The sequence below is a fragment of the Prosthecobacter sp. genome (genome assembly GCF_044227185.1).
GTDB lineage: Bacteria > Verrucomicrobiota > Verrucomicrobiia > Verrucomicrobiales > Verrucomicrobiaceae > Prosthecobacter.
The window spans coordinates 448,213-473,634 of record NZ_JBGAFO010000002.1; the positions used below are offsets into that span (position 1 = coordinate 448,213).

Below are 25,422 nucleotides of genomic sequence, written 5' to 3' on the forward strand. Positions count from 1 at the left end.
CAAGTCAATCACCGCAAAGTCCGGAAGGACGCGGGGATTTGATTCAGAAGGCTTCCCTGTGCGTTGTTGCAATCTGTGCGTTGTCAGGCCGGGGGAGCTGAGTCTCTTACGCGGAGTGGGAGGGCTGCTTTGGACTGGCCGTGACCGATGTTTTTTTCGACGCGGCTCAGTCCATGCCCCAGGGCCTTCAAATGACGGAGGCGCGGCGGCGGCGGCGCAGGCAGAGGCCCAGCAGGCCGAACATGAGGAGGAGGGCGCGGCCGGGCTCCGGAACGATGACGAGGATGCCGTTGCTGGCGAACAACTGCGTGTTGAAGGCGAGATCTCCGCCCAGAACGACACCGCTGAAGTCAAACGAGGTGGAGCCGGTGATGCTGTTGGAGAGGCTGGCCCAGTCGAGCAGGTCAAAGATGTCCCCGTAGACAGGGGTGTAGCCATTGAGGAAGGTGGAGTCGATCTTGAGGGTGCCATCGATCACGGGCGCGCTGGGATCATTGGAGAAGATATGATCGTGCAGGGAGACCGTGTTGGCATTTTCCCAACCGGCGATGACGGAGGGCGAGAGCGATGTCAGCGAGCTTTCGTTGCCGCGGATGGAGGCGTCATCATTCAGCGTAGCGCCGCCGAGCTGCATGAGGAGAGTGCCGCCGCTGTTGACCGTGAGGGATCCACCGACGGTGAGCAGCCCCTCGGCTGCGATGCCTGGCGCCACCGTTCCGCCGTTGTTCACAATCAGATCACCCCCGATGACGCCGGTGCCGCCCAGGGTGCCGGCATTGACATTGGTGGCGCCGGTGTTGGTGTTGGTGGCGGTGATCAACAGGGCGCCGTCGCCGGTTTTGTTGATGACGCCGCCGCCGGTGATGATGCTGTCCACCGTGGCGGTGGTGCCTGCCACGGTTTCAATCGTTCCGCCAGAGGCGCCGACGGTGATGCCGCGGGTGTCGGAGACGGTCATGTCAGCGGTGGTCTGCAGCGTGCCGCCGTTCAGGGTGAGCTGGTCTGCCACGGCGCTGCCGGGGGCCGCGCCCAGGTTGCTGTCCGCGGAGACGCTGAGGGTGCCGGCATTCACCACGGTGCTGCCGGTGTAGGTGTTCGTGCCGGAGAGCACCAGGGTGCCTGAGCCGGTCTTGGTGACACCATCGGTGGCGGTGGCACCTGAAATCACGGCGCTGACGGTCAGCTCCTGCGCGGTGCCGGTGCTGTCGCCGATGTTGAAGGTGCGTGTCGATCCACCGAGACTGACATTGCCGGAAAGGGAGGCGGCGCCGGGATTGCTGGTGGCGTCATAGGTGACGTCGCCCAGCAGCGTGAGCGTGCCGGCTCCGCTCTGCACCACGCCAACGCTGCCGGTGGCACCGGCGTAGATGAGAGCGGCGATGCTGTCATTGTGGCCAGCGAGGTCGAGCGTCACGGTGGCGGATGCAGTGGTGGCGGCCAGTTTGACGGTGGTGGTGTCCGGCAGGACATTGTCCGCCGCCGTGGCGATGCCGCCCGCATTGATGGTGGTGCTGCCGGTGTAGCTGTTCGGGCCGCCGAGAGTGAGGGTGCCCGAGCCCACCTTCACGAGATTGAGGGTGGAACCGACGTTGTTGGTGATGGCGCCGCCAAAGGCGGTGCTGGTGGCATCTCCGATGGTGAGAGTGACCGTGCCCGAGGTGGCGGAGGTGGTGATGAGGCCGCCCGTGGTGCTGCTGCTGCCGGAGAGGGAGGCAAAGGTGATGGAAGTGCCGCCTCCATTGAGATCAAGCGTGCCGCCTGCAAGGACGGACACTGCGGAGAGGACCGGGATGGCATTGGCGGAACCCAGCTTCAGCAGACCGCCGCTGACGACGGTGGCGCCGGTGTAGTCATTGCCGGAGCCGGAGAGAATGAGGGTGCCATCTCCCGCCTTGGTGAGGCCGGAGCCCGCGCCGCTGGTGAGTTTGCCGCTGATGGTGGCGGTGACCTGCACGCTGTCCACGGTGATGGTGCGTGCGGCGGTGCCCAGGTTCACGGTGCCGCTGAAGGTCAGATTTTGCGTGCTGGCCTGGCCACCGAAGGTGAAGTTTCCATCCACGGTGACGACGTTGCCGATGACGCGCGCGGCGGTGCCCGCCTGGATGGTGGTGCCGTCCGCGATGGTCAGCGCGCCGGTGCCCAGCGGGCCGTTGGTGACGGCGGGCGGAGTGCCTGCGGAAGCCGCATCCAGGATGAGGGTGCCGCCGCTGAGGATGAAGCCGGTGCTCCAGTTGCTATTGGCATTGTTCAGCACCAGGGAGCCGGAGCCCGTCTTGGTGATGGCGCCTGTCATGCCGGCATTCTGAGTGATGGCGGCGCTGATGATGAGCCCCATGGGCGAGAGGCCGGAGACATCAATGATGGGGCTGGCATTGCTGAACTCCAGCGAGGCATACTGAGTGGCCGAGGTGTAAACGCCGCTGATGGTGGGTGTGGTGGCGAGGTTGTCATTGACCACGGTGATGGCGTTCGCGGCGGTGAGGATGACCTTGGCGATGGTGCCGGCTGCAGGGGTGCCAAGATTGAAGGTGGGAGTGGCGATGCCGCCCACATTGTTGAAGACGATGCTGTCAAAGGTGTTGCTGCCGCTCGCGGTATAGTTCGGGAAGGTCAGGGAGGCGCCGCCGGTGAGGGTGATGATGTTTGAGGCATCGATCAATCCAAAGAGGGTGGTGCTGCCGCCGGTGAAGTTCACCGCCGCATTGTTGATGGTGAGGCCGCCGGTGGGAATGACGGTGCCGGCCGTGGTGGCGGTGATGGAGGTGGTGGCGCTGTCGATGATCGTGCCGCCGGTGTAGCTCTGGTTCGGATTCGAGAGGGCGAAGGAACCGCCGTTGTTGGTGGCAAGCACCACGGTGACGGGGCTGCCGTTGTCCACCACACGCGCATTGAGGGTCAGCGTGGCCTGGTTGTTGTAGAGATACAGAGTCTGCGACGAGGCGCCGGTGGTGATGCGGCCTGAATCCACCGAGCCGCCGATGGAGATGTTCGCGTTGCTGGTCTTCAGGAAGCCGCCGCTGGTGAGGGTGAGGAGGTCCGTGGCGGTGGTCCAGATGAGCGGCGTGTTGGACTGGTTGCTGTTGAGCACGAGCGAGTTCACCGCATACGCTGCACCAATGACGAAGTTGATGTTGTTGGTGGTGGTTGTGTATTTGACATTGTTCGTGGCACCGGCGCCGGCCAGGGTGGTGGTGGCGGAGATGGTGCTGTTGGTGTTGTAGTTGGCAAAGCCGGGGCCGGTGTCTCCGAGCACCCCCACGCCGAGACCGCCGCCTGCCGCCTGGGTGGGCAGGTAGGTGAGGAAATCGGTGCCCTGGTAAATGGCCCAGCCACCGATGATGTTGTTGATCAAGGTGGGGGCGGTGTCGAAGACGATGGTGGGCCCCTGGCCGCCTTCAACGCTCAGCGGACTGCGGCCGATGGTGTAGGTGCCATTGACGACATAGAACATGGCGTTGTTGAGCTGGGTGAGGCCCGAGGAGCTGATGTTGAACCCGCCGCCGCGCTGAGGTGTGGCGAAGTTGAAGGTGTTCATGGCGCCGTTCAGAATGATGCTGCCGAAGGTGCTGTAGATCTCGCCTTCCTGGCGCGGGAAGATGGCGATGGTGCCGCCGGTCAGGGTGATGGGTGCGGTGCCGAAGCGGTTCACCACGGAAGAGATGCCGGTGTCATTCCATGTCAGCGTGGCAAAATTCACATTGATGGCGGAGGTGTTCTGGATGGAGGCGCTGTCCTGCAGCGAGAGCGTGCCGGCACGCACGGTGGTGGTGCCGGTGTAGGTCTCGGCACTGGTGAGCGCCCAGGTGGCGTTCCCCGTCTTGTCCACATTGAAGTTGTTTCCGCCGGTGCCGCCGAGAACGCCGGCAAAGGTGGTGCTGGCGCTCTGCGCGGTGAACAAGGTGGCCGTGGTGGCGCTGGTGTTCACGATGGAGCCGCCGGAACCTGGCAGCAGATTGTTATCCGTGACGGTGATCTGGCGCACGGCCTGGTTGTAGCCGTTCAGATCGAGGGCGCCGCCATTGACCACGAGATCAGCCACCGTGGCGACCGTGGCGGTGGAGAGAACGAGAAGGGTGTTGGCGCCAGCGTTGAGCTTCAGCGTGCCATCGTTGACGAAGGTGGGACCGGTATTGTAGCTGCGGCCGCCCAGGGTGAGCATGCCGCCGTCCGCCTTGACGATGCCGCCCGAGCCCAGGATGGCGCTGGTGATGCTGAGATCACCGAGGGTGTGCAGAATGAGGAGGTTGCTGCCAGCGGTGAGGGCGCCGTTGACGATGCCGGTGTTGCCGACGTTGGCCACGAGGGCGCCGCTGCTGAGGGTGAGCGTGTTCAGCGTGCCGGCGATGCCGTACTTGAGACCGGCCGCGTCGGCGTTGGCAGCGGTCATCAGATTGCCATTGGAGGTGAGGCCGCCACCACTGTCCAGGGTGAGACTGTTGAGAATGACCGCCTGATAGAACTGCGTGGCGGAGGCGGCCCTGGCATTGACGGCGGAAGGCACGCCCAGGGTAAAGCGACCGGCGGCGGAGCTGGTGGCATTGCTGCCGAAGGTGACGATGTTTCCGTTGATGGCGGTGATGAGACTGTTGGCCGCGATGCCATTGACAGCGGCCGCGAGGTTTTCACCCAGCACAAGGCCGCTGGCGTCTGCAAACTGGACGTCGCCGGTGCCGGTGACGGTGGCGCCCGCAACGACGGCGCCCAGGCCGCTGGAGGAGCCAGGGAGAAGCTGATACTCCGAGGCGGTGAGGAGACGCAGACCGGTGGTGGCCACGCTGGTGACGAGGCCGCCGGTGGGATTGGTGCTGTCGATCCCGATGAGGTCAGGACGAATGCTCATGGTCTTGGTGCCCGCAGCACCGTTACTGCCGCTCAGGTTCGCCGCGGAAGCGACAATGTTGACAGACCCGGCGCCAATCGTGCCGCCCAGGATCGCGGATCCCGCATTGATGACGCCGGTACCGCGGTTGGTGGTGTTGGAAGCGGAGAGCGTGGCGACGGTGATGACGGTGCTGCTGGTGCTGGCCGTGAGGTTCCACTGGCTCTGGCCTTCGAGGAAGGTGACGGTGCCCAGGGCTTCGGAGACATTGGTGCTGTCATTGCCGATGTAATTGAAGACACCGCCACGCATGCTCACCAGGCGGGTGTTGCTGGCGATGCTCTGGGTGCCGCCGAGGCGGTTGTTGAGGGCATTGGTGCTGTTGTCGAGCGTCAGCGTGCCGCCTTCATCGACCAGGAGATTGATGAAACCGGACCTGGCGCCGGCACCGCTGAGGATGACGCTGCCGCCGTTCACGGCCAGGTTGCCAATGAGCGCAGCGCTGTTGTCCGCGGTGAGCGTCCAACTGCCGGAACCGCCCTTGGTGACATTCAGCAGGCCGCCGGTGAAATCGCTCACGAAGGTGCCGTCAAACACGGCATCCGCATTGTCCAGGCCGAGCAGGAGGGTGCCGCCGGCACTGGGATTGAAATTGCGGATCACCCCGGCGCCCGTGACGGAGCCGAGCGCGAGGTTGCTCTGACCGCGCATGTCCAGCGTGGTGCCGGCGGCGAGGTCAATGCTCATGTGCGCGTAGGAGGCGGTGCCGACGAGCACCACAGTGCCCTCCTGCACCTGCACCTGGATGGTGGTGGTGGCATTGCCCTGGCCGCCGAACGCGAGCACGCCGCTGCCGAGCTTCTGCAGGGTCGTGGTGCCGCCGACGAAATTGGTGTCCAGGGCGAGGCCGGTCTGCGTGTTGCCGCTGACGGCGGTGCCGGCCACCGTGTCCACGGTGATGGTGTGGGTGCCGCTCATGTCCACATTGCCGATGAGCAGCGGGATGGTGCCGAGCTGCTGAAGATTGGTGGCGGAGATGTTTCCAGTCAGGGTGAGCAGGCCGACGCCGGTCTCCACACGCGCGCCCTCGTTGCCGTTGCTGCCGCCGTCATTGGTGAAGATGAGGTTTGCCACGGTTTCATTGAAGCCGTTCAGGGCCCACATGCCGCCGCCGTTGATCGTGATCGTGGCCGTGTCCACGATCTGGTCGCTGAAGCCGCGATTGATGACGCGGGAAGCGAGGATGGCGGCGGAGTCGCTCACGGTGTTGGTGCCGCCGGAGATGACGAGATCACCGGTGATGGCGTTGCCGGTGCCGGTGGCGTTGCTGAGATTGAGGATGACGCCGGTGGCATAGGTGGTGCCCACATAGGTGTTGGCATTGGCCAGGGTGATTTCCGGAGCAAGATCCGCGCGGCCCATGCCGGTGAAGATGAGATCAAAGGTGCCGGTGATGAGGGAGTTGATCTGCAGGTTGTTCTCGGCGTTGTGAATGTAGAACTGGGAGGCGCCGGTGGTGATGACGCCGGGAAGGGCGATGGTGCCGATGGTCTTGGTGAAGTTTTCGGTGCCGGTGAGCAGACCGCCCGCGGTCAGCGTGAGAACATCTCCGGCATTCGCAAAGGTGAGGGTGCGCGAGGCGGAGAGACCGTTCCATGTCAGGGTGTTGACGGTGGCGCCGCCGCTGGTGACGGCGATGCCGGTGCCATCACGCAGGAGGAGGTTGTCCGTGGCCGTAGAGGTGGCAAAGCTGCTGGTCTGCATGTAGGAGGCCAGGGGGCGGACGCCGGAGGCCGGATCGTAAGTGGCGAAGGCCGCGGCGCTGCTCGGATTGGTGGTGATCACGGTGGCCCAGGCGCCGATGATGCCGTTGGTGAGCGTGGGCGCGGTGCTGAAGGTGATGAAGGGATTGTTCCCGAGGCCGCCATTGGAGGTGGCAAAGGTGACCGAGGCGGTGCCCAGGCGAATGAGCGAGCCGAAGGACATGGTGGCCGTTCCGACGCCGCCGTTGCCAATGTTCGCCTGCACGAAGGAGGCGTTGGAGGCGAGTGTGAGATCTCCGAAGGTGGCCACGCTGTTGGTGCCGGCACGCCCGATGTAGTACACAGCGCCGCCGTTGAGGATGATGCTGCTGGAGTTTGTGTTGTCCGGAGAGGTGGAGGAGGAGAGGCGGTCGTTGAGGGCCTGGGACTGGCTGTCATCCCAGCGGAGAACGGCGCGGTTGATGGTGATGGTGCCGCCGCCCGAGAGTCGCCCCTGGTCCTGCAGCGTGAGCAGACCGCCCATGAGCAGGGTGGTGCCGGTGTAGTTGCTGTTGTCCGTGAACGTGAGGGTGCTGCCGCCGCTGCGGATGAAATTGATGTTGTCATTGATGCTGCCGGCAAAGGTGAAGCTGTTCGTCATCAGGGTCTCGAAATTGACCATGCCGGCGGCCTGATTGGTGATGATGCCGCCGCCACCTGGCTGAGCGATCGTGCTGGCCAGGGCGCCCACGGTCTGGTTGTGCCCATTGAGGTCAAACACCGAGCCCTGCTGGGAGACGAAGGTGTCCGCGCGGAGGGTGGCGGCCGTGGTGGTGGGTGCCGGGGCTTCGGTGAAGCGGTAGAAGAGGGGGTTGCTGGTGGGCGCGGCACCGCCGAGCTGCAGCGTGCCCAGATTCAGGCGCGTCTCGCCGATGTAGTTGTTCTGCGCATTGAGCACCAGGGTGCCGTCGCCGTTCTTGGAAAGACCGGTGGTGGAGGGTGCCCCGTAATAGCCGCCCACGGACACGTCCACTTCCAGCAGGGAGGAGCCCATGGTGAAGATCGCGATGTTGTTGGCGGCGGTGGCGGTGAGGGAGCCGACGCCGGAGATGATGGCGTTGGCCTTGACCAGAATGCCGCCGCTGTCCACGGTCACGTTGCGCAGCGCATTGATGGTGAGACTGCCGCCAGACTCAAAGGTCAGGGAGTTCACCGTGGTGTTGGAGTACACCAGGGAGTCCGCGCCGGAGGTCAGCGCGCCGAGGAGGTGGATGTTGTTGTTGCTGGTGAAGGTGGTGTCCATCTCCGTGCTGAGATTCAGCGCACGGATGCCGTTTGTGGCATCATAAGTCGCGAACGTCACATTGGCGCCGGTGCCGTCCCCGGTGGCGGAGGTGTCCACGACCACCCAGGGGAGGATGTGCATGTTCTTGCCGGAGGTGGCCGACTGGCCGGTGAAGGTCGGGGCCGTGGCGAGGATGATGTTGGTGTTGCCAATGCCTGGCGCCCCGACGCCCAGATTGTCACCGCGAAGGAAGAGGGCGCCATTTGAAGTGCGCGTCAGAGTGCCGCTTCCCGTCGTGGTGATGCGTACATTGGCGCCATTGCTGACCAGGGTGACGATGTTGTAGAGATTGTTGACGGCAATGGACTGGTTGCTGGCGAGGGTTTCATTGACCGCGGTGGAGAGATTGCCGTCGATTTCCAGCGAGCCCCCGGTGAGCGAGACCGCGAGGCCGCCGAGGCGGGTGCTGCTGGCGGTGGTGGTGTTGTCCAGGATCAACTGGCTGCCCATCACTCCGCCGCTGTAGCCGCTGCCATTGATGGTGACAGTGCCGGAGTCCCCGAGACGGCCGGCGCCGCTGACGATGATGGTGCCCTGATTGAGGGTGGTGGAGTCGTAGGTGTTGCTGCCGTTGGTGATGATGAGGCTGGCGGTGCCGACCTTGGTGAGGGCGAAATTGCCGCTGATGACACCGTCGATCTGGATGCTTCCTTCCGAAACTCCGCTGAGGCTGTTGTAGCCGCTGGAGCCAATGCTGGCGGCCGCCCCCAGAGTGACGGAGCCCGTGACGACGGAGGTGGTGGTGGAGCTGTTGATGAGGGCGCCGAGGGTGTTCACCCCCACGCCGAAGTTGGTGAGGCCGGTGCCGGAGACGGTGAGGGGCTCGGAGATGGAGAAGCCATTGAGGTCAAGAACCGCGCCGCTGCTCACCGTGGTGCCTGCGCTGGTGGCGCCGAGCGCATTGGCATTGCCCACCTTGAGGGTGCCGTAATTCACCGCGATGGCGCCGAGCAGCGTGGCCAGATTGTCACCGCTGAGCGTCAGCGTGTTGCCGCTGATCTTGGTCAGGGGATTGGAGGCGCTGGAAGTGATGATGCCGTCCAGCGAGACATCCCCCTGGCCGCCGATCTGGACATTGCTGGAGTTGATGGTGATGCTGCCGGAAACGCTGGCGGCATTGGCGCTGCTGTTCCACAGGGCGGCACCGGAGGCACCCAGCATGCCCGCGGAGGCATTGCCACTGCCGGTGGGAATCATGGAGGTGGCGGTGCCGGTGAGCGGATTCACCTGGCCGGTGCCGTTGAGAACGATGTTCCCCGTGATGCCGGTGATGCCGTTCAGGTCCAGCGAGGCGCCCGTGGCATAGACGGCGCTGAGGGAGGCATTGGTGGCGGTGGCAGGATCGGAGATCTCCACCGTGGTGCTGTTCACGATGCGGGTGATGAAGGCCCCCTGCGGAATGCCGGTGCCGATGACGAGCTCTCCCACGCTGCGCCCGGTCGTGCTGGACATGGTGACGGTGGTGGAGCCGGTGGTGATGCCCGAAGCGACCGTGGCACTGCCACCCGCGATGGTGGTGGTGCCGCTGGTCAGAGCGTTCGCCCCGGCGACGACAAGCGAACCCGCCTGCACTGTGACGGCACCTGAGAAAGAGGAGCTGTCTCCCATGATGAGGCTGCCGGAGCCTGTCTTAATGAAGCCGTTTCCGCTGTCGCTCACACCGCCGATGAGGTACAGCATGCCCGAGGCGCTGGTGGGATTGAGGCCCACATTCAGAATGGTGTTCGTGCCGACCGTGGTGGTGCCGGTGACGCCAAACCAGCCGGTGCCGATGCTGCCGCCCGTGCCGCTGACGACGGTAAGGATGCTCGGAGACGCGGCGCTGCCATCGCCGATGGAAAGGGTGTCCACGGAGGAGTTCAGCACCGAGCCCAGGGTGTCCACCACGGCGCGGTTGCCGCCCGTGAGATTCCAGCCGCCGGTGAGCTGGCCCGCCGTGAGATAGTTGTTGCTGGTGGTGGCCAGATTGGAGCTGGCGGCGAAGAGGCGGGATGTGGGGATGGACTGGAAGCCGCCCACCGTGGTGTTCGCGCCCTGGTCATTCGCCGTGTCCGGCCCGGAGTAGAGCACATGGAAGCCGCCGGAATTGGTGGCGCCGGAGGCGTTCATCTGTTTGAACACGATGCTGTGATAGCCTGCGTCCAGAAACACGGTCGTACCGGTGGCGGCCTCCGCAGCGCCACCCGTGGAGTTTGCGATGATGGCCTTGCCGTCGATGTAAAGAATCGAGCTGTCATCCGCGGCGGTGCGGAAGGTGTAGCTGCCCCCGGTGACGATCTGGAGGTAGCCGCTCTGCACGGAGAGGCCGCCGTTGAAATTGGTGGTGGTGACGCCGATGGGGTGATTGAAGCCGCCCATGTCTCCCAGGCCTACCTGGCTGAAGGTGCCCGTGGCGCCGGCGCCGGAAGCCAGAGCCGAATTGATGGTCGGCGTGGTGTTAAACTGATAGTAGCTGGCGGCAAGCCCGCCTGCATTGTAGTCCAGCGGGAGGCTGGCGAGGGTGGCGGGCTGCGGCACCACCGGATTCAGGCCGGCGAGGGTGCTGCCATTGGACAGCGGCGTGGTGGTGTTGATCACCGGCACTTCCGGGAAGATGACGGTGCCAAGACCCACGTTCATCGGCTTCAGCGAGCCGTAGTTGAAGACATAGATGGTGGTGCCCAGGGCCGGATTGAGCAAGGCGGCGGTGGAGCCGGTGGTGTTCACATTGAGCAGACGGAGCTGGTAGCCGTTGGCCCCCATGACATCCAGCGTCTGGCCGCTGGCGATGTTCAGGTTCGTCACTTCCACGATGTTGTTGGTGTTGGCGCCGTTGTTGCCGAAGTTCAGACCGCCGCCGCTGATCGCGGCGGAGAGCGTGATGTCGTTGGCATAGGTGATCACGGTGCCATTGCCACCGCCGTTGTTCAGCAGGGTGAGCAGGGCGCCCGCGCTGTTGATCACTGCCGTGCCGCCGGGAATCGGTGATGCACTGCCGCCGTTCAAGCCGGCCAAAACCAGGTTCCCGCCGTTCAAGGTGATGCCGCCCGCGAATGTGCTGTTGTTCCCGAGGACCAGGGTGCCCTGCCCTGCCTTGATGAGGGCGGAGGTGCTGTCCGTGCCCGAGATGACGCCGTTCAGGGTCAGCGTGGTCAGCACCGTGTCCACCGTGATGGTGGTGGCCCCGGCGGCCAGGGTGGCGGCGCCATTGAGCGTGAGGCTGAGGCTGCCCTTGAGTGAGAAGTCTCCGCCGATGACGTAGTCGTTGTTCAGGATGTTGGCGGAGGAGGTGGAGGTCAGGAAGGTGCCGGCGCCGATGGTCAGCATGCCCGTGCCCAGCACGCCGCTGGTGAATGCGCTGGCGACGCCAGTGACGGAGTCGCGCGTGGTCACATTTGTGCTGCCGCCGATGGCGATGCCGCCCGCCACCAGATTCACGCCGCCGCTGAAGGTGTTCTGGCCGCTGAACTGCAGAAGGCCCGAGCCATCTTTGACGATGCCTTCCGCGCCGGTCCCGACGACGATGCCGGTGACGTTCAGATTGGCCAGGAGGTAATTGAGGTTTTCGCCATTCCACTGCACCGGATCCACCGTGAAGGTGCGCGTGGCGCCGCCCAGGTTGATCGTGCCGGTGCCCGCCGTAGACATCGTCGAAACGGAGCCCAGGTTCTGGCCGCTGGCGTGCACGTTGCCGCCCAGGGTAAGATTTCCATTGGTGCCCGTGGTGAGGGTCGGGGTGTCGCCACCTTCGTTGTTAAACACGAGGCCGCCCACCGTTTGATTGAAGCCGTTCAGATCAAGCGTGGCGCCGCCCATGATGGTGACGGTGGCGGTGTTTTTGATCTGGCTGCCGGCCCCCAGCACCACCCGGGTGTTGCGGTCGCTGAAAATGGCGGCGTTGAGACCATAGCCGCCTACAATGGTGAGATCGCCGGTGCCCGTGGCGGTCAGCGTCACGCCGTCCGCTCCGGCCGTGTTGAGGACCACACGCCCGGAATTGACGAAGGTCCCGCCGGTATAGGTGTTGATGCCCGTGAGGAAGACGTCATTCGTCGCCGCCAGCGATCCGCGGCCGTTTTCGCCATCGATGACCAGCGTCACCACGCCGTGCGCCAGGTTGTCGGTGATGTTGGCGGACACCGTGACGTCCGCGTTGCCGGTATTGTCCCCCTGATTGTTGAACCAGCTCATCGCGTGGAGGTAGAGGTCGGCCGCGCCGCTGGTGGTGCCGGCGGTCAGCGTACCGTTGATGAGGCTGATGCTGTTGGCGGAGGCGGTGGTGGCGATCGGAGACAGGATCAGGCCGCCGCTGGCGAGCGTCAGTGTCTTGCCGCCGAGATCCAGCGTGCTGCTGCCGGTGGCGCTGGTGCTGGCCTGGAGGTTCAGCGTGTTGAGCGCGGTGTCGGCCGTAAGCGTCGTGGTCGATCCCGCGACAGGCAGAAGGATGCGCACATTGTCGGTGGCAGTGCCATTGAAAATGGTATTGGGGGAGTAGCCCGCGGCGCCGTTGTTGGTCAGGCCGGCGACACCTCCGCCCGGAGTGTAGGTGGCGAACTCGCGCTCAAACGTGGCCCAGCCGCCGATGATGTTGTTGGTGAGACCGTCGCCCACGTTCGTGGTGACCACGCCGTTCAGTTCGGTGATGAACAGGCGCTGCAGTGCGGAGATGTTTCCGTCCATGTTCAGGAAGCGCACCGTGCCATGCCCCCCCGCCACCTGCGAAAAGCTCGCAAAGGTCACATCAGACTGGTTCACGTTGGAACCGGGCTCCGCCATGTCAATGATGCTGCTGCCATAGCCGAGGTAAACCTTGCCGAGCTGCTCCGTGCTGTACAGGGCGGCACGGCTGCGCCACTGGAACATGGCGCCGTTCATGGTGATGAAAGCCGCGTCATTGATGCGGTCCGTGAGGCTGACGGGCTCGGTGCTGATGTTGCTGGTGCTGACCAGCAGCGTGGCGTTTGAGATTTCGATGGAGGATGTTCCGCTCAGTCTTCCGCCGTCGATCAACTGCGTGCGGCCGCCATTGAGCAGGGTGGCGCCGGTGTAGGTGTTGTCGCTGTAAAGGTTCCAGTCCTGGGTGGAGCCTGCGGCCTGGGAGCGCACCACGGCGATGTCGCTCTGCCCCGGAACATCGTTGCCAATGGCGCCGCGGAAGCTCACATTGCCGGTGGTGATGCCGAGCGTGGCCTCACTTGCGGAGGTGTTGATCACCGTGCCGCCGGTGTTGACCGCATAGCCGTCGTTCACCGCCACCGAGCCGGTCTGGGCATAGAGGATGTTGACGTTCTGCACGGTGCCGTTGAGGTCCAGGTAGCCGCCCAGAAGCTGCATTACCTGGTTGGGCAGAATGGTCTGGTCACCACCGCCGAGCTTCAAAGTGCCATCATTCACCGTGACTGCGCCGGTGAAGGCGTTTCCGGCGGAAAGCGTGAGCTTGCCGGAGCCTGACTTGGTGAGCCCCCCGCTGGTGCCCGCGATGGCGATGCCCATGTTCAGATCCGCGATGTTGTAGATGATGAGCTCACGGTTGGATGTGGTGGTCAGGTAGCCATTTCCGCTGATGCCACTGCTGCCACCCAGAGCCAGAAGGCCGCCGCTTTCGATGGTGAAGGCCCGCACGTGGCTGTCCACAGAGAGGCTGCCGCCGCTGCTGAGCTGCAGGGAGTTCACCTGCCAGGCGTTGAGGATGTTGTAGGTGGAGGCGCTGGAGACAGCGGTGGACAAATTCAAGTTTTCAAACGCATTGAGCGTGACCGGGGCCGTGATGCCAGTGACCTGCTCCGAGGCGCTGAGCAGGCGCAGGCGGTTTGTGCCGGCATTGAGTCCTCCCGTTGAGGAGTCAGCGGTGACAAAGCCCAGGGCGTCCCCCGTGAGGCTGAGGTTGTTGCCAAAGGCCCAGGGCAGGATGGACTTGTTGGTCGAGCCCGTGCCGCCCGTCTCTCCGGTGAAGGTGTAGGTGGCGGCGCTGCCCTGGATGGTGGCCACATTGGCGCCGGCCGCGCTGCCAAAGCCGTCCGCGCGAATGAGCAGGGTGGAGCCTCCGTTGCGCGTCACCGCAGCGGTGGTGAAGTTCAGCTGCTGCCCCGCTCCGGCATCGAAGGTGAAGACGAGCGCGCCGGCATTGATGGTCATGGTGCCGGTGGTCGTTTCCGTCGTTGTGGTGTTGTCGTTGCCGATGATGCGGAAATCGGAGCCCTGGAAATTCAGCGCCGCGTTGCCCAGTCGGTTGTTGACGTTGTTGCCCGCGACACCGGAGTTGTCGAGAGTCAAGGTGGCGAAGTCATGCACGAAGATGGTCCGCAGGGAGCCCTGCCCGGTGCCCAGGGTGTTGAAGCTGCCGGCGCCGTTCAAGGAGAGCGTGCCCTGCTTCACGATGACGTCCCGGCCGCTGAAGGCATTGGCCACCTGGATGTTCAGCGTGCCGGTGCCAAATTTGTTCAACTGGAAAATGCCCGTCGTGCCGGTGTTGGTGATCGTGGTGGTGGTGAGATTGACGGTGCCGTCGCCGCCCAGGCCGACCCAGGCATGCCGGCTGGAGCCCGCGGTGCCGACCTGACCGAGCATACCGCCGGTGATGTTCAAGACGGCGCCCGCGTCCGCCGCCAGCGCCACCGCGCGCATCTGGCTGTCAGCCGTCGACGCCCCGATGGTGATCAAGCCGGCCAGCGTGTTGGTCCCGGCCGTGCTGCGGACGGCGCCCCCGCCATTGATGCCGGCGCTGGTGGCGTTGTTGCTGGCATTCACATAAATGCCGTCAGCGACAGTGACGCCGCCTGTCAGTTCAAGAGCCGCCCCGACATTGGAAAGCATGATGCCGCTGCCCGTCGCGGTGATGGTGGGGTTGGCCGTGGTGATGTTGGCGCTCAGCGATATGGTCGTTGCCGTCACCGCAGTGATGTAGGCGTCCGCGGCCACGCCCGTGCCGAACACCTGCTGGCCGACCACAAATGAGGCCGTGCCGCCGGCGGGGGTCAGCACTGCCTGATTGACGGCGCCGGTGGTGGCCGTGGCGCCAACGGTGTAGTTCGCGTTGTTTCCCAGGGTCGCACCATCGTTCAGTCTCACCACGCCCTGCTGGATGATCAGGATGCCGTTCCAGCCGGTCTGCGCCTGCGTAAGCTCCAGCGTGCCAAGGTCATACTTTCGCAGTGAATTGTTTGCGGAGGAATAAGTGAAGGCGCTGTTCAGCGTCAGGGTGTTCCCCTGGGTCACTTCAATTTCGCTGGCGGCGGCATTGAGGTTGAAAGTACGCGAGGTGCTGAAGGTGCCGATGGCACGGAAGCCGTAGCCGAGATTGTTGCCGCTGAGGCGTATGACGTTGTTGGAATCGCCAAGGGCACCGTCAGACGAGGCGGCCACCAACCCCGCGGTGACATCAATGATGGACCCGCCGCCACCGAACGTATTGCCGGCATTGGTCAGCGAAAGCACGCCGCCTCCCGCCTTGGTGAGCACCACGGCGGAGCCCCCCGTGGGTCCGCCTGAAAGAACGCCGCCGAGGGTCAGCCCGTCCAGCTGCAGCGAGGTGCTGCCACCTGAAACCGTGAAAGTGGGGCCCTGGTTGGCGGACACCGTGTTGAAAGCGATGTCGTCCACCAGAAGCAGACCGTAGTTGTTGTTGTTCGTCAGCGCCAGGCCATTGCCCAGCAGTGAGGAGGAAAAGCTCGTCGGGGCGATGAGCTTGTTCACTGCCAGCGGATAATAAACGCCGGTGCCGGCGCGTCCGATGGTGAGGGACAGCGTGCCCGTGACCGAGGGCTCCCAGGTGATGTCACCAAGATTCACGGTCTGCACGGAGGCGGTGCTGTCTCCGTCGGTCAGCAGGGAGAAGGAGGCGGCGTTGGTCAGTCCGCCGATGTCGATGGAGGCCGCGCTGCTGATGCCGGTGAAATTGAAGACTGGTATGTTGCCCGGACCGAATTTGGTGATCGTGTTGGCTCCGCTGCCTGTGCCGACGGAGGTGACCGTCCCCATGTTGGCAATAGGGCCCGCAAGCGACACGCTCAGATAGGGCGTCGGGATGTTGATGACCACGCCGGTGGTGCCCTGGCCGCCAAAGCTGAGCGCGCCATTGAGCGTGAGCGTCACGGATGACACGCCAGTATTGTTGAAGGTCGGGTTGCCCGCAAAGCTCATGGCATTGGCCACGGTGCGGCTGTTGCTGTCCACCAGGAGGCTGGTTCCATCGGCGAAGGACACCGCACCGGTGCCCAGGGGGCCGGTGGTCAGGCTGCTCGGGAGGGTGGAGCTGCTGGCAGAGAGGATGATGCCGCCGCCCTGCACGCTCATGCCGCCGTCAAAGGTGTTCTGGCCGCTGAGCTGGAGCAGGCCGCTGTCGGTCTTGACGATGCTCGCTCCGGTGCCGGTGATCACCGATGAAATGCTCAGGGCGGAGCTGATCTGCGAGTAGAGCTGACCCGCGATGGTGGGCCCCTGGATGCTAAAGGTGTTGGCCCCGCTGCTCAACGCCAGGAAGCCGCCGGAGATCGTCGCCACGGTGGCGGCGTTGCTGTTGAGGACCGTGACGGGCGCGGAGGAGGTCAGCGTGAGGATGCTGTTGGCCTGGTTCGTGATCGTCGGCGTGCCGGTGCCGCCATTGTTGTTGAAGGTGATGCTGTTGAGCGTGTTGTTCAGTCCCAGGCCTCCGGCAAGCGTCAGCGACGAGCTGCCGACCAGCGTGACGTCATTGGAGGCGTCGATCTGGCCGTTGTTCGTGTACATGACGACCGCCGCATTGTTGATGGTCAGACCGCCGCCTGGCAGGACCACACCGGTGCCGATCAGATTAAGCGTGCCCTGGTCCACCACGGTGCCGCCCGTGTAGGTGTTGTTGGCGGAGAGATTGACCACACCCGTGCCAGACTTCACAAACGAGAGCGAGCTGCCCAGGCCATTGTCCTCAATGATCGAATTGATGATCATGTTGCTGACGCCCACCACGAAGGAGTTGCCCACGCTGGTGGCGTTGGCTGCCTGGCTGAGCGTCACCTGGGTGGGGCTGTCCACGGACACGACATAGGTTCCAGGGGCAAAACCGACCCCGTTCAGGGTCGTCGTCGTCCCGCTCGCGGTGGAGGCGGTGGCGTTCTGGCTGATGGTGATCCGCGTCAGGCTGTCCACAGACACCACGGTTGTTCCAGCCGGCAGGTTGCCATTGGTCAGTGTCATCCCCGGCTGGATGCCGATGGTGGAGGAGAGGGTGATGACGTTGGAATCCTTGGTGGTCACAGCACCGCCAAAGGACGAATTTCCGATCGTCATTCCTGGAGTGATGCCGACGGTGGAGTCCATCGTGATCACCGAAGATCCGGTCGTCGTCACCCCGCCGAAGAAGGCGCCGCCTGTCAGGGTCTGGCTCGTCGCCGTGGCCGTGGCGTTGTTGCTGACGGTCACCTGGGTCAGGCTGTCCACGGACACGATCGTGGTGCCCGTGGGGAGGTTCGCATTGGTGATGGTCATGCCGGGCTGCAGCCCCTGCGTGGAGGACATGGTGACCGTGTTGGACCCGGTCGTGGTGGCGGCGCCGCCAAAGGTGGGGTTGCCTGTGGCATTGAGGTACACGATCAGCTCGCGCGTGCCGCTCGTTTCGCTGCCGCCTGCCGTCAGATGACCGCGGGTGGTGACGGTGCCGATGGAGGTGTCAAAGACGTTGTTGCTGCGCAGCAGGCCGCCCAGTTCCAGGTTCAGCACGTCGCTGCTGCTGGTGAAGGCGATGTTGTCGGTGAAGTTGCCGCTGATGCGCAGCATGCCGGTGGTCGTGGTTCCTGACAGCGTCGTGGTGAAGGGCGCGGTGGCCAGCGTGCCGAGGTCGGTGATGTTGCCGCTGGCAAATTCAGACGAATAGCCGATGTAACCACCGTTCCCCACTGTTCCCACGCCATTGGCGCTGTTGTAGGCGGCGTAGTCGCCCGAGTTTGAAATGGCCCAGGCTCCCAGCGCTCCGCCGGCATAGGTCGTCGGCGTCGTGGTGAACAAAATGCGCGGGAAGTTGCCTATGCCGCCGAGAGCGGTGGAGTTGAGGAAATTCGCGGTGGTGCCGTCGGCCCGTGTCAGGCTGGCGATGGTCAGGTCCATGGAGCTGAAGGCCCCCGCGGTGCCTGTGCCGCCGGTGGCTGCCTGGATGGTGTTCGCGCCCTGGGCCAGGGTCATGGCGCCCAGCGTTTCCGTGGCCGCCGTGTCCACCCGCCCGTTGACCTGGATTGTACCGCCCCGCAGAGTGATGGAGATGGCGTCGCCAATGCGGTTGTTGTTCTGCGTCTGCAGGCTGGTGTTGCTGGTGATGATCAGGGCGGCGCCGTTGATGTCGATGCTCGAGGTGGCAAGCAGGCTGGCGTCATTTTCGAGGGTGGTGTTGCCGCCCATGAGCACGGTGGCGCCGGTGTAGGTCTCCGCCGTCTCCAGCGTGAGGGTGTTCCCGCCCACACGGCCGAGATTAAGATTGCCGGAAATGAGGCCGCCGAAGGTGCCGCCGGCATTGACCACGAAAGTGCTGATGTTCAGAGGCCCCGTGGCGCTGTTGGTCAGCGTACCGGCGGAGTTTGGCAGGCTGCCGCTGCCGGTCAGATTGCCGACGTATTGAGTGCTGCCGTTGAGATCCACGGTGGCGCCGATGCCGATGTTGAGCCCGCCCGACGCGGGAAACAGCGCATTGAGCCCTGCGTTCAACTGCAGGGTGCCGCCCATCACGTTGGTGGTGCTGTTGTAAAACGAGGTGCTTTCCAGGCTCAGGGTTCCGTCTCCCACCTTGGTGAGCTGGCCGTTGATCAGCGTGGAGGTCACATGCAGCGTGGTGCCGCTCTGCACCTGGAAATAGCCGGACTGGCCGTTCATGTTCACCTGTGACACCGCCAGCGTGTTGTCCCCGCCGGTGCTGATGACCGCGCCCGTGGTAAGCGTGAGCACGCGGTTGCCCGTGCTGGTGATGGAAAGCCCGCTGCCGTCAATCTTCATGGCGTTCAGCGTGCGTGAAAGCGAGACGTTTGCCGAGGCGGTCACGTCCATCGTGTCTCCGTTGGCGGCGCCGTTCAGGTCGTTGGTGGTGTTGTAACCGGTAAAGGCCACCACGCCGTTGGTGCTGTCATAGGCGGCGAAATCATTCAGAAGCATGATGCGCGGCAGGATAGCGTTGGAAAACGCGACACTTCCCTGCTGGTAGGTGGCGATCTTCACCTTGTTCGTGCTGCCCAGACCGCTGATCCCGCTCAGGTCCCAGGAAGAACCGGAATTGGCGAAGTTCACCGTGGCAAAGGACAGGGTGTTGCTGCCGGTGCCGGACATGCTGATCGTCCCGAGGATGTTGTTCACCGTGACATTGCCGAGGGTTTCCGTGGTGCTGTTTCCGATCAGGCTCAGGGCGCCACCCTGGAAGGTGATGCTGCGGCCTGCAATACGCCCCGCCGCATTGTTGCCGCCGCTCGCGGTGCTGTTGTCCAGCTCCAGCGTGCCACCGGCGTTCAGCACGATGTTGTTCAGGTTTGAACTTGTGTCCGCCAGCGCATTGAAGCTGCCGCCGGATCCGCTGAGGGTCACCACGCCGCGGCTGACGGTGAGACGCCCCACCGAGGTGTTCGTGCCGGTCAGCCTGAGCGTTCCAGTGCCGGAGTACTGCAGCCCCTGCGCACCGCTGCCGGTGCCCACAATGCCATTGATGAGCGTGCTGCCCGAGCCGAAAATCGTCAGGGTGTTGGCCGTGCTGTTGGTCACGGTGCCGGAGATCGTCAGCACCTGGCCGGCGTCCAGATTGTTCACAAAGGACCGGCTGCCGTTCAGGTTGACCTGGGCTCCAAATTCAATGCTGTGGGAGCCGTTCACGGTGACCGGGTCCCCCTGGAGGAACACGTTGTTCGCGATCTTGTTTGAACCCGTGAGATCGAAAGTCGAGGTGAGCACACCGCCGTCGAGAATGACATTGTTCACCGCGGCCCCGAGCGCCCCGGTGCTGGCCACGATGAGTGTCCCCTGCCCCAGCAGGATGCCGCCGGTCAGACCGCCGGCCACAGAGTTGTCCCCGCCGAGCGTGAAGGTCGCGTCATTGGCGATGCGTACATCCAGCCTGGTCAGAGAGGTCGTGATGGAGCCGATGTAATCCTGAATCTGCCCGTTCCACACCGTGGAACCGTAGCCGCGGAAGTTTAGAATGCGCGTCCCTGCGGCGTTCTGGAGGTTGACGAAGTTGCCGTTGACCGTGAGCAGAGCGCCGTTTTCGAGGCTGTTGGTCATCGTCTGGTCATTGGCCCCCGCGACCTTGTAGATATTGCCGTCCAGGGTGATGTTGTTGGATCCGCCCAGGACGAAATTCGAATTGGTGTTCCAGACAATGGGCTGGCTCGTCTCCAGACCGCCGGCGTCGGTGGCGAAAATTTCGCCGTTGTAAATCAACAGCCCCCCAAAGACCATCTGGGTGCCGGCGGCAATGGTGCGTGCTGACGAAATGGTGAATGTGGTCGAATTGGTGATGCCCGTGATGACGTCCCCGAAGCCAAAACCCAGGCCGCTGACATACATGCCGACCTTGAGCTGGGAGGTGTCAGAGGTGGTCACGGTCGCCACGTTGGCGACGGCGTTCGCCACAAGGTTGGAGACCGCCACCGGCCCCAGGGAGGACGAGCCGAGGCCAAGCTGACCGGAGTCAACCCGGGTGCCGCCGGTGTAGGTGTTGGTTCCCGTCAATGCCCAGACGCCGCCGTCTGTTTTATAAACTCGAAGGGCGTAGGCGCCTGCCGTGCTGTCGGTCAGATTGGCGGAAATGGTGTTCAGGTCATTGTTGGTGCCACGAATGATAAGACTGTATTGATTGGTCGAGGAGTTGGTGACATCCGTCAGGTTCAGCGGACCGCTTCCTGAAGAGTCAATCTGGATGGTGCCGGTGCTCGGCACCAGGACGATCGGGCGCGTGACGGTCTCCCCGGCGCCGACGTAAAGAAGGTTCACGGTGTTCGCGGCGCTGCCGAGCTGAAGGTTGCCTCCGGACACGTTGGTGCCAAAGCTGGAGGATGTGGCGCCCGCCGCACCGATGGAGGTGACGATCGTGGAGCCGTTGGTGAGGGTGGTGTTGCCATTGTAGGTGTTGCCATCGCCGAGGACGAGGGTGCCGCCGCCGGTTTTGCTGAGGCCCGCGATGCCGGCGCCACTGTTGCTGATGACACCGGAGACCGTGGCAAAATCCAGACCGGTGAAGGAGTTGTCATCCACCTGTATGGTGCGGAAAACCGTCCCGGTGGTGACGTTGAGGTCGATGGCATTCACGAAATTCACATCGGCCCATGAGGTGCTCGAGCTGAGGATCAGCGTACCTGTGCCGTTGCCAATGCCGTTTGCCCCCCAGCTCACCGTCCCCCCCGCACCGCCCAGGTTCACCACCAGAGCCTCGTTGCCAGCGGCAAAACCGCCGCTCTTGTTGGTCCCGTTGCTCGCGTCCGTCCATGCGACCTGACCGGCTCCGGTACCGATGTCACGGGTGAAGAGGCCGGAACTTTGGAACACACCACCGGCCAGCCGCAGATTGCTCGCCGTGGGCAGCGAGGTGCCATCCACCGCCCGGAGCGCTCCGGCCGTGATGATCGTGGCGCCGGAGTAGGAGTTGGCGCTGTTGCCCAGAATCCACAATCCGCCGGAACTCACGAGGGTGAACACCCCTGTGGTGCCCGGCGAAGGATCCTGCCCATTGTTGGTGAGCTGGAGGTCGATTTCGTTGTCGCCGAGGGAGTCACCTCCCAGGGTCAAGGTGCGGGCGCCGGTGCCCGTGAAAGCCACCGCCCCGGTGTTGGAAAAGATCAGCGCCGCATTGTTGGCTCCCCGGCCCTGAATCACATTGCCATAACTGCCGTAGGAGTAGATGCCGCCGTTCGCCGCCATGGTAAACAGACGGTCAATGCTCACCGAGGGAGTCTGCGTGGACTGCACCGCGCCAGCGCTGTTGGTTCCCACATAACGCAGGTTGCCGCCGTTAAAAACCAGGCTGGCGGCGTTCGTCGCATCGTCAGTGCTGTCTCCCCTGCCGATGCCGCTGACCTCTCCGATGTTGGCGAGGCTGGTGACATCCAGATTTCCGCCGGCCAGCGTCACCGGCCCGGTGAATGAATTTGCCCCGGAAAAAGCAATGGTGCCGCCGCCGGCTTTCACCAGCGCCACCTGACCAGCCCCGTCCTCAATCAGGCCGGAGAAATAGCCGCCGCCACCGCCGTTGCCGATGCGGATCGTTGCCGTGGTGGAAGCCGCTCCGTTCGTCACCGTACCAGCGCCATTGAGCAGATCCAGAGATCCCGTGCCTGAGGCCGCCGTGCCGAGATTGATGCCGTTCAGGTCCAGGATCGCCCCCTGCCGGAGGTTTACATCCACGCTGTCCGCCCCCAGCTTGCCGCCGGTGGCCATGCGCACCGTGCCTTCGTTGATGTTCACAGCTCCTGCATTGGCGGGATTGGCGTTGGCCGCACCGATGATCAAAGTGCCCGCACCCAGCTTCGTCCACCCATAGGTGGACGAAGTCAGCGGTGTGGCCAGGGTGAGGACATCGGAGGCGGAATCTGTCCGGAACACCATGTCCGAGCCGGCAGTGAATGTAAGACCCGTACCAGTTGCAGTGGCGTTCTGACTGATGACAAAAGAGGTGGAATTCGTGATGGAAACAATCGTGGAATTGGCGGGAATGTTGGTGCCGGTGATGGCCGCCCCGGGCTGCAGCCCCGCGGTGCTGGTGACAGTGATGACGTTTGAGGCGCTGGTGGTCGCCCCGCCCGTCAGAGAGGCGGTGCCGGTGGTCAGTCCGGTGCCGCCTGAAATGGTGACATTGCTGCCTCCGGTCACCAGGATGCCGCCGGCAGTCGTGCTTCCATTGTTGAGGGTCAGGGTGGCCCCGGTGGCGAGGGCCAAAGTGACATCATCACTGAATTTGATCCCCGCATTGATGGTCACGGACGTCTGGCCGGTGATTCCCAGAGTGTTGATTTCATAGGGGTTCGTATTGCCAGCCACAAGGAGGTCGCCAGTGCTGTCCGTCGTGTAAAGGGCCGCGCCGACTGCGCTCCCATTGGCAAAGTCTGCACCATTGTAATAGAGGTGGGCATCGAGAATGCCATTGGTGCTGGTGGCACCCGTGATAGCGACGGACCCGCCGGGCCCGGTCACGAAATTGATCCCGCTGCCCGCGGTGATGGTGCCAAGGGATGAAAAAGTGAGCGTGGCGGCACCGCCCGAGCCTGCGGTCACCATGACGGTTCCCGCACCCGCCGTGGCAATCAGCGAGCCCACGTTTTCGGTGCTGTTGTTTGCGCCGCTTCCCAAATATTGAAGCGTTCCGCCCGCGCTGTTGGTCAGGACATCGACGTTAAAAATGATCGAACCGGCATTGGGCAGGACATTGCGCGAGGAGCCGGAGAAGGTGTCCTGGATTTTCAAGGTGCCGGCAGAGATGGTGGTGGACCCCGTGTTCAGATTGGCGCCGGAGAGAACCCACGTTCCAGAGCCGACCTTCTGCAGGTTCGTCGTGGCTGTGCTGGGCAGCGCGGAGGAAATCGTGTTGTCGTCGGTATTGGTCCCTCCCAGCACCAGCGTCTTGGTGCCGCTCACCGCCGTGATGGCGCCGCTGATGACCAGCGCGCCGGTGCCGCTGGCATTGATGAACACATTGGCTGTCGTGGTGTTGAGCTGGATGGCGTTCGTCAAGGTCTCTCCCGCTCCCAGGTAGGTCAGCGCGCCCGAAGTCGTGGTCGCGTTGCCGATCAAAATCTGCCCGGTCGGCAGCGCATTGGCCGAATAAAAAGCCAGGGTGCCGCCACCGATGGTCGTCGTTCCTGTGCTGGTGGATGTGAACGCCACGTCAGTCAGGGTCAGCTGCCCGGTGCCTCCTTTGGACACAGCGAATCCGGTGGAGCTGCCATTGGCAAGAAACGGGCCGGTCAGGACGGTCTCCGCATTGCCATTGAAGGACACGACGCGCTGGGTGGTTTCGCTGTCATGGGCGATGCTCATGTCCAGAATCAGAGTGCCGCTTAAGTTGCTGTTGAACACCAGGTTGGCGGCCTGGGACCACTGCAGCGTCGTCCCCGCGCCGAGGGAGCCCTTGAACGCCAGGTTGTAGCCGTCCCGGCTGTAGAAATTGAAGGTGGCGTTGTCCGCATCCAGATTCCCGAACTGCGCCGTCTGGTTAAGACCGGAACCGCCCAGTGCGCGATCCACCATGATGTAGGCGTTCGTGCCTCGGGCGTACACGTTGCGGGTGCTGAAGTCCGGTGCATCACTGTGGACTTCCAGCCAGCCGCCGTTCAAATCCACCGCGCGGGCGGAGGTGCTGTTGCCGAGGGCCCCGTTGTCCGAGACCCTCACAGTTCCGGTGTCAATTCGCAGCGGCTGGGCAAAGTTGTTGCTGGAGTTCTGCAGCCAGAGCGTCGTGGCAATCGTCGTGCCCGATTTGATAAAGCGATCGGTGGATGCAACGTCATAACCGGTGACGGCTCCTGAAACGACGATGTTGCCGTTGCCAAAGAAAATCTCCGCCCCGCCCGTGCCGAGTTGCAAATTGCCGTTGATGGTGGTGACCCCGTTGGTCGCCACCATGCGTCCCTCAGATCCCGTGCTGGCCACCACCAGGTCGCCGTTGAAAATGTTGCTGCCTATGCTGACAAGAGCCCCGCCGGCATTGACCGAGCCCGGACCACGCCCTGTCACGCTGATGTCGCGGTTGATCGTTATTCCACCCGCCCCGCCCTGCACCACCAAACTGCCGCCGCTGTAACCTGGATTGCCAGTGTTGGCCAGACCGTTCACCGAAATGGTCGTGGTGCCGGTTCCGAGCTGCCCCTGATCCGTGATCACCAGGGACCCCCCATTGACGACCACATCCCCGCTGAAGGTGTTGCCGCTGTTGCCCAGCTGGAGGGTGCCGTTGCCGGTTTTCGTCAGCCCCGAGCTGCCCGCGATGATGGAGTTGATCGTGGCGCGCCTGAAGGTGGCCACGTTGACCACGGGGGAGGCGTTCACTCCGGCTATGGCGCTCAAGGTCAGCGTGTCTCCGGTGATGACATACCCGTCCGCGCCGAAGATCAGACCGCTGGCGGTGACTGCCTCGCTCAGGGTGACGACTCCGGAAGGAGCAGTGAATGCAGCGACGTCACCATTGGTCCAGGTGACGGCATCTGAGAGCGTGCTGTCAGTGGACCACTGCGCGGTGGTGGTGTCCCATGGACCATCGAAGCCCTGATAGTACAAAGTGGCGCCAGGTACCTGCACGGACCACAGCGGAAAAAACAATGCCAAGGCGATGGCAACCGGCCGCTTAAAATGACGACGCAAGGTGCCCAAGAGAACGCTGGATTTCTTCATCTGGTGGTTGGATAATCTGAGGGCTGCGGGAGAAAGTTTGGTTTGCGCTTAGCGCATGCCTCGGAGGACGCGTTTTAGCGGCTAAACTATTTGCGCATCTTGCCCTAACACCCTCATTCAGAGCCATTGGTGAATGGCTTGTTGTTAAGTAAGGCATGCCGGAATCCGGCATTCAATTTTGTCTTCACGACAGCTAAAGAACCTCTTCCATCACATCC

General features: G+C 63.6%; 1 protein-coding gene. It reads right to left on the bottom strand.

Translation table 11 applies throughout. From position 1 onward, the window contains the following. Nucleotides 1-187: 187 nt before the first annotated feature. Nucleotides 188-25,174 carry an autotransporter-associated beta strand repeat-containing protein gene (locus ACILSQ_RS06365; RefSeq protein WP_395742750.1) on the bottom strand — a complete coding sequence of 8,329 codons (24,987 nt, stop codon included), beginning with the start codon at nucleotides 25,172-25,174 and terminating at the stop codon, nucleotides 188-190. Nucleotides 25,175-25,422 lie beyond the last annotated feature (248 nt).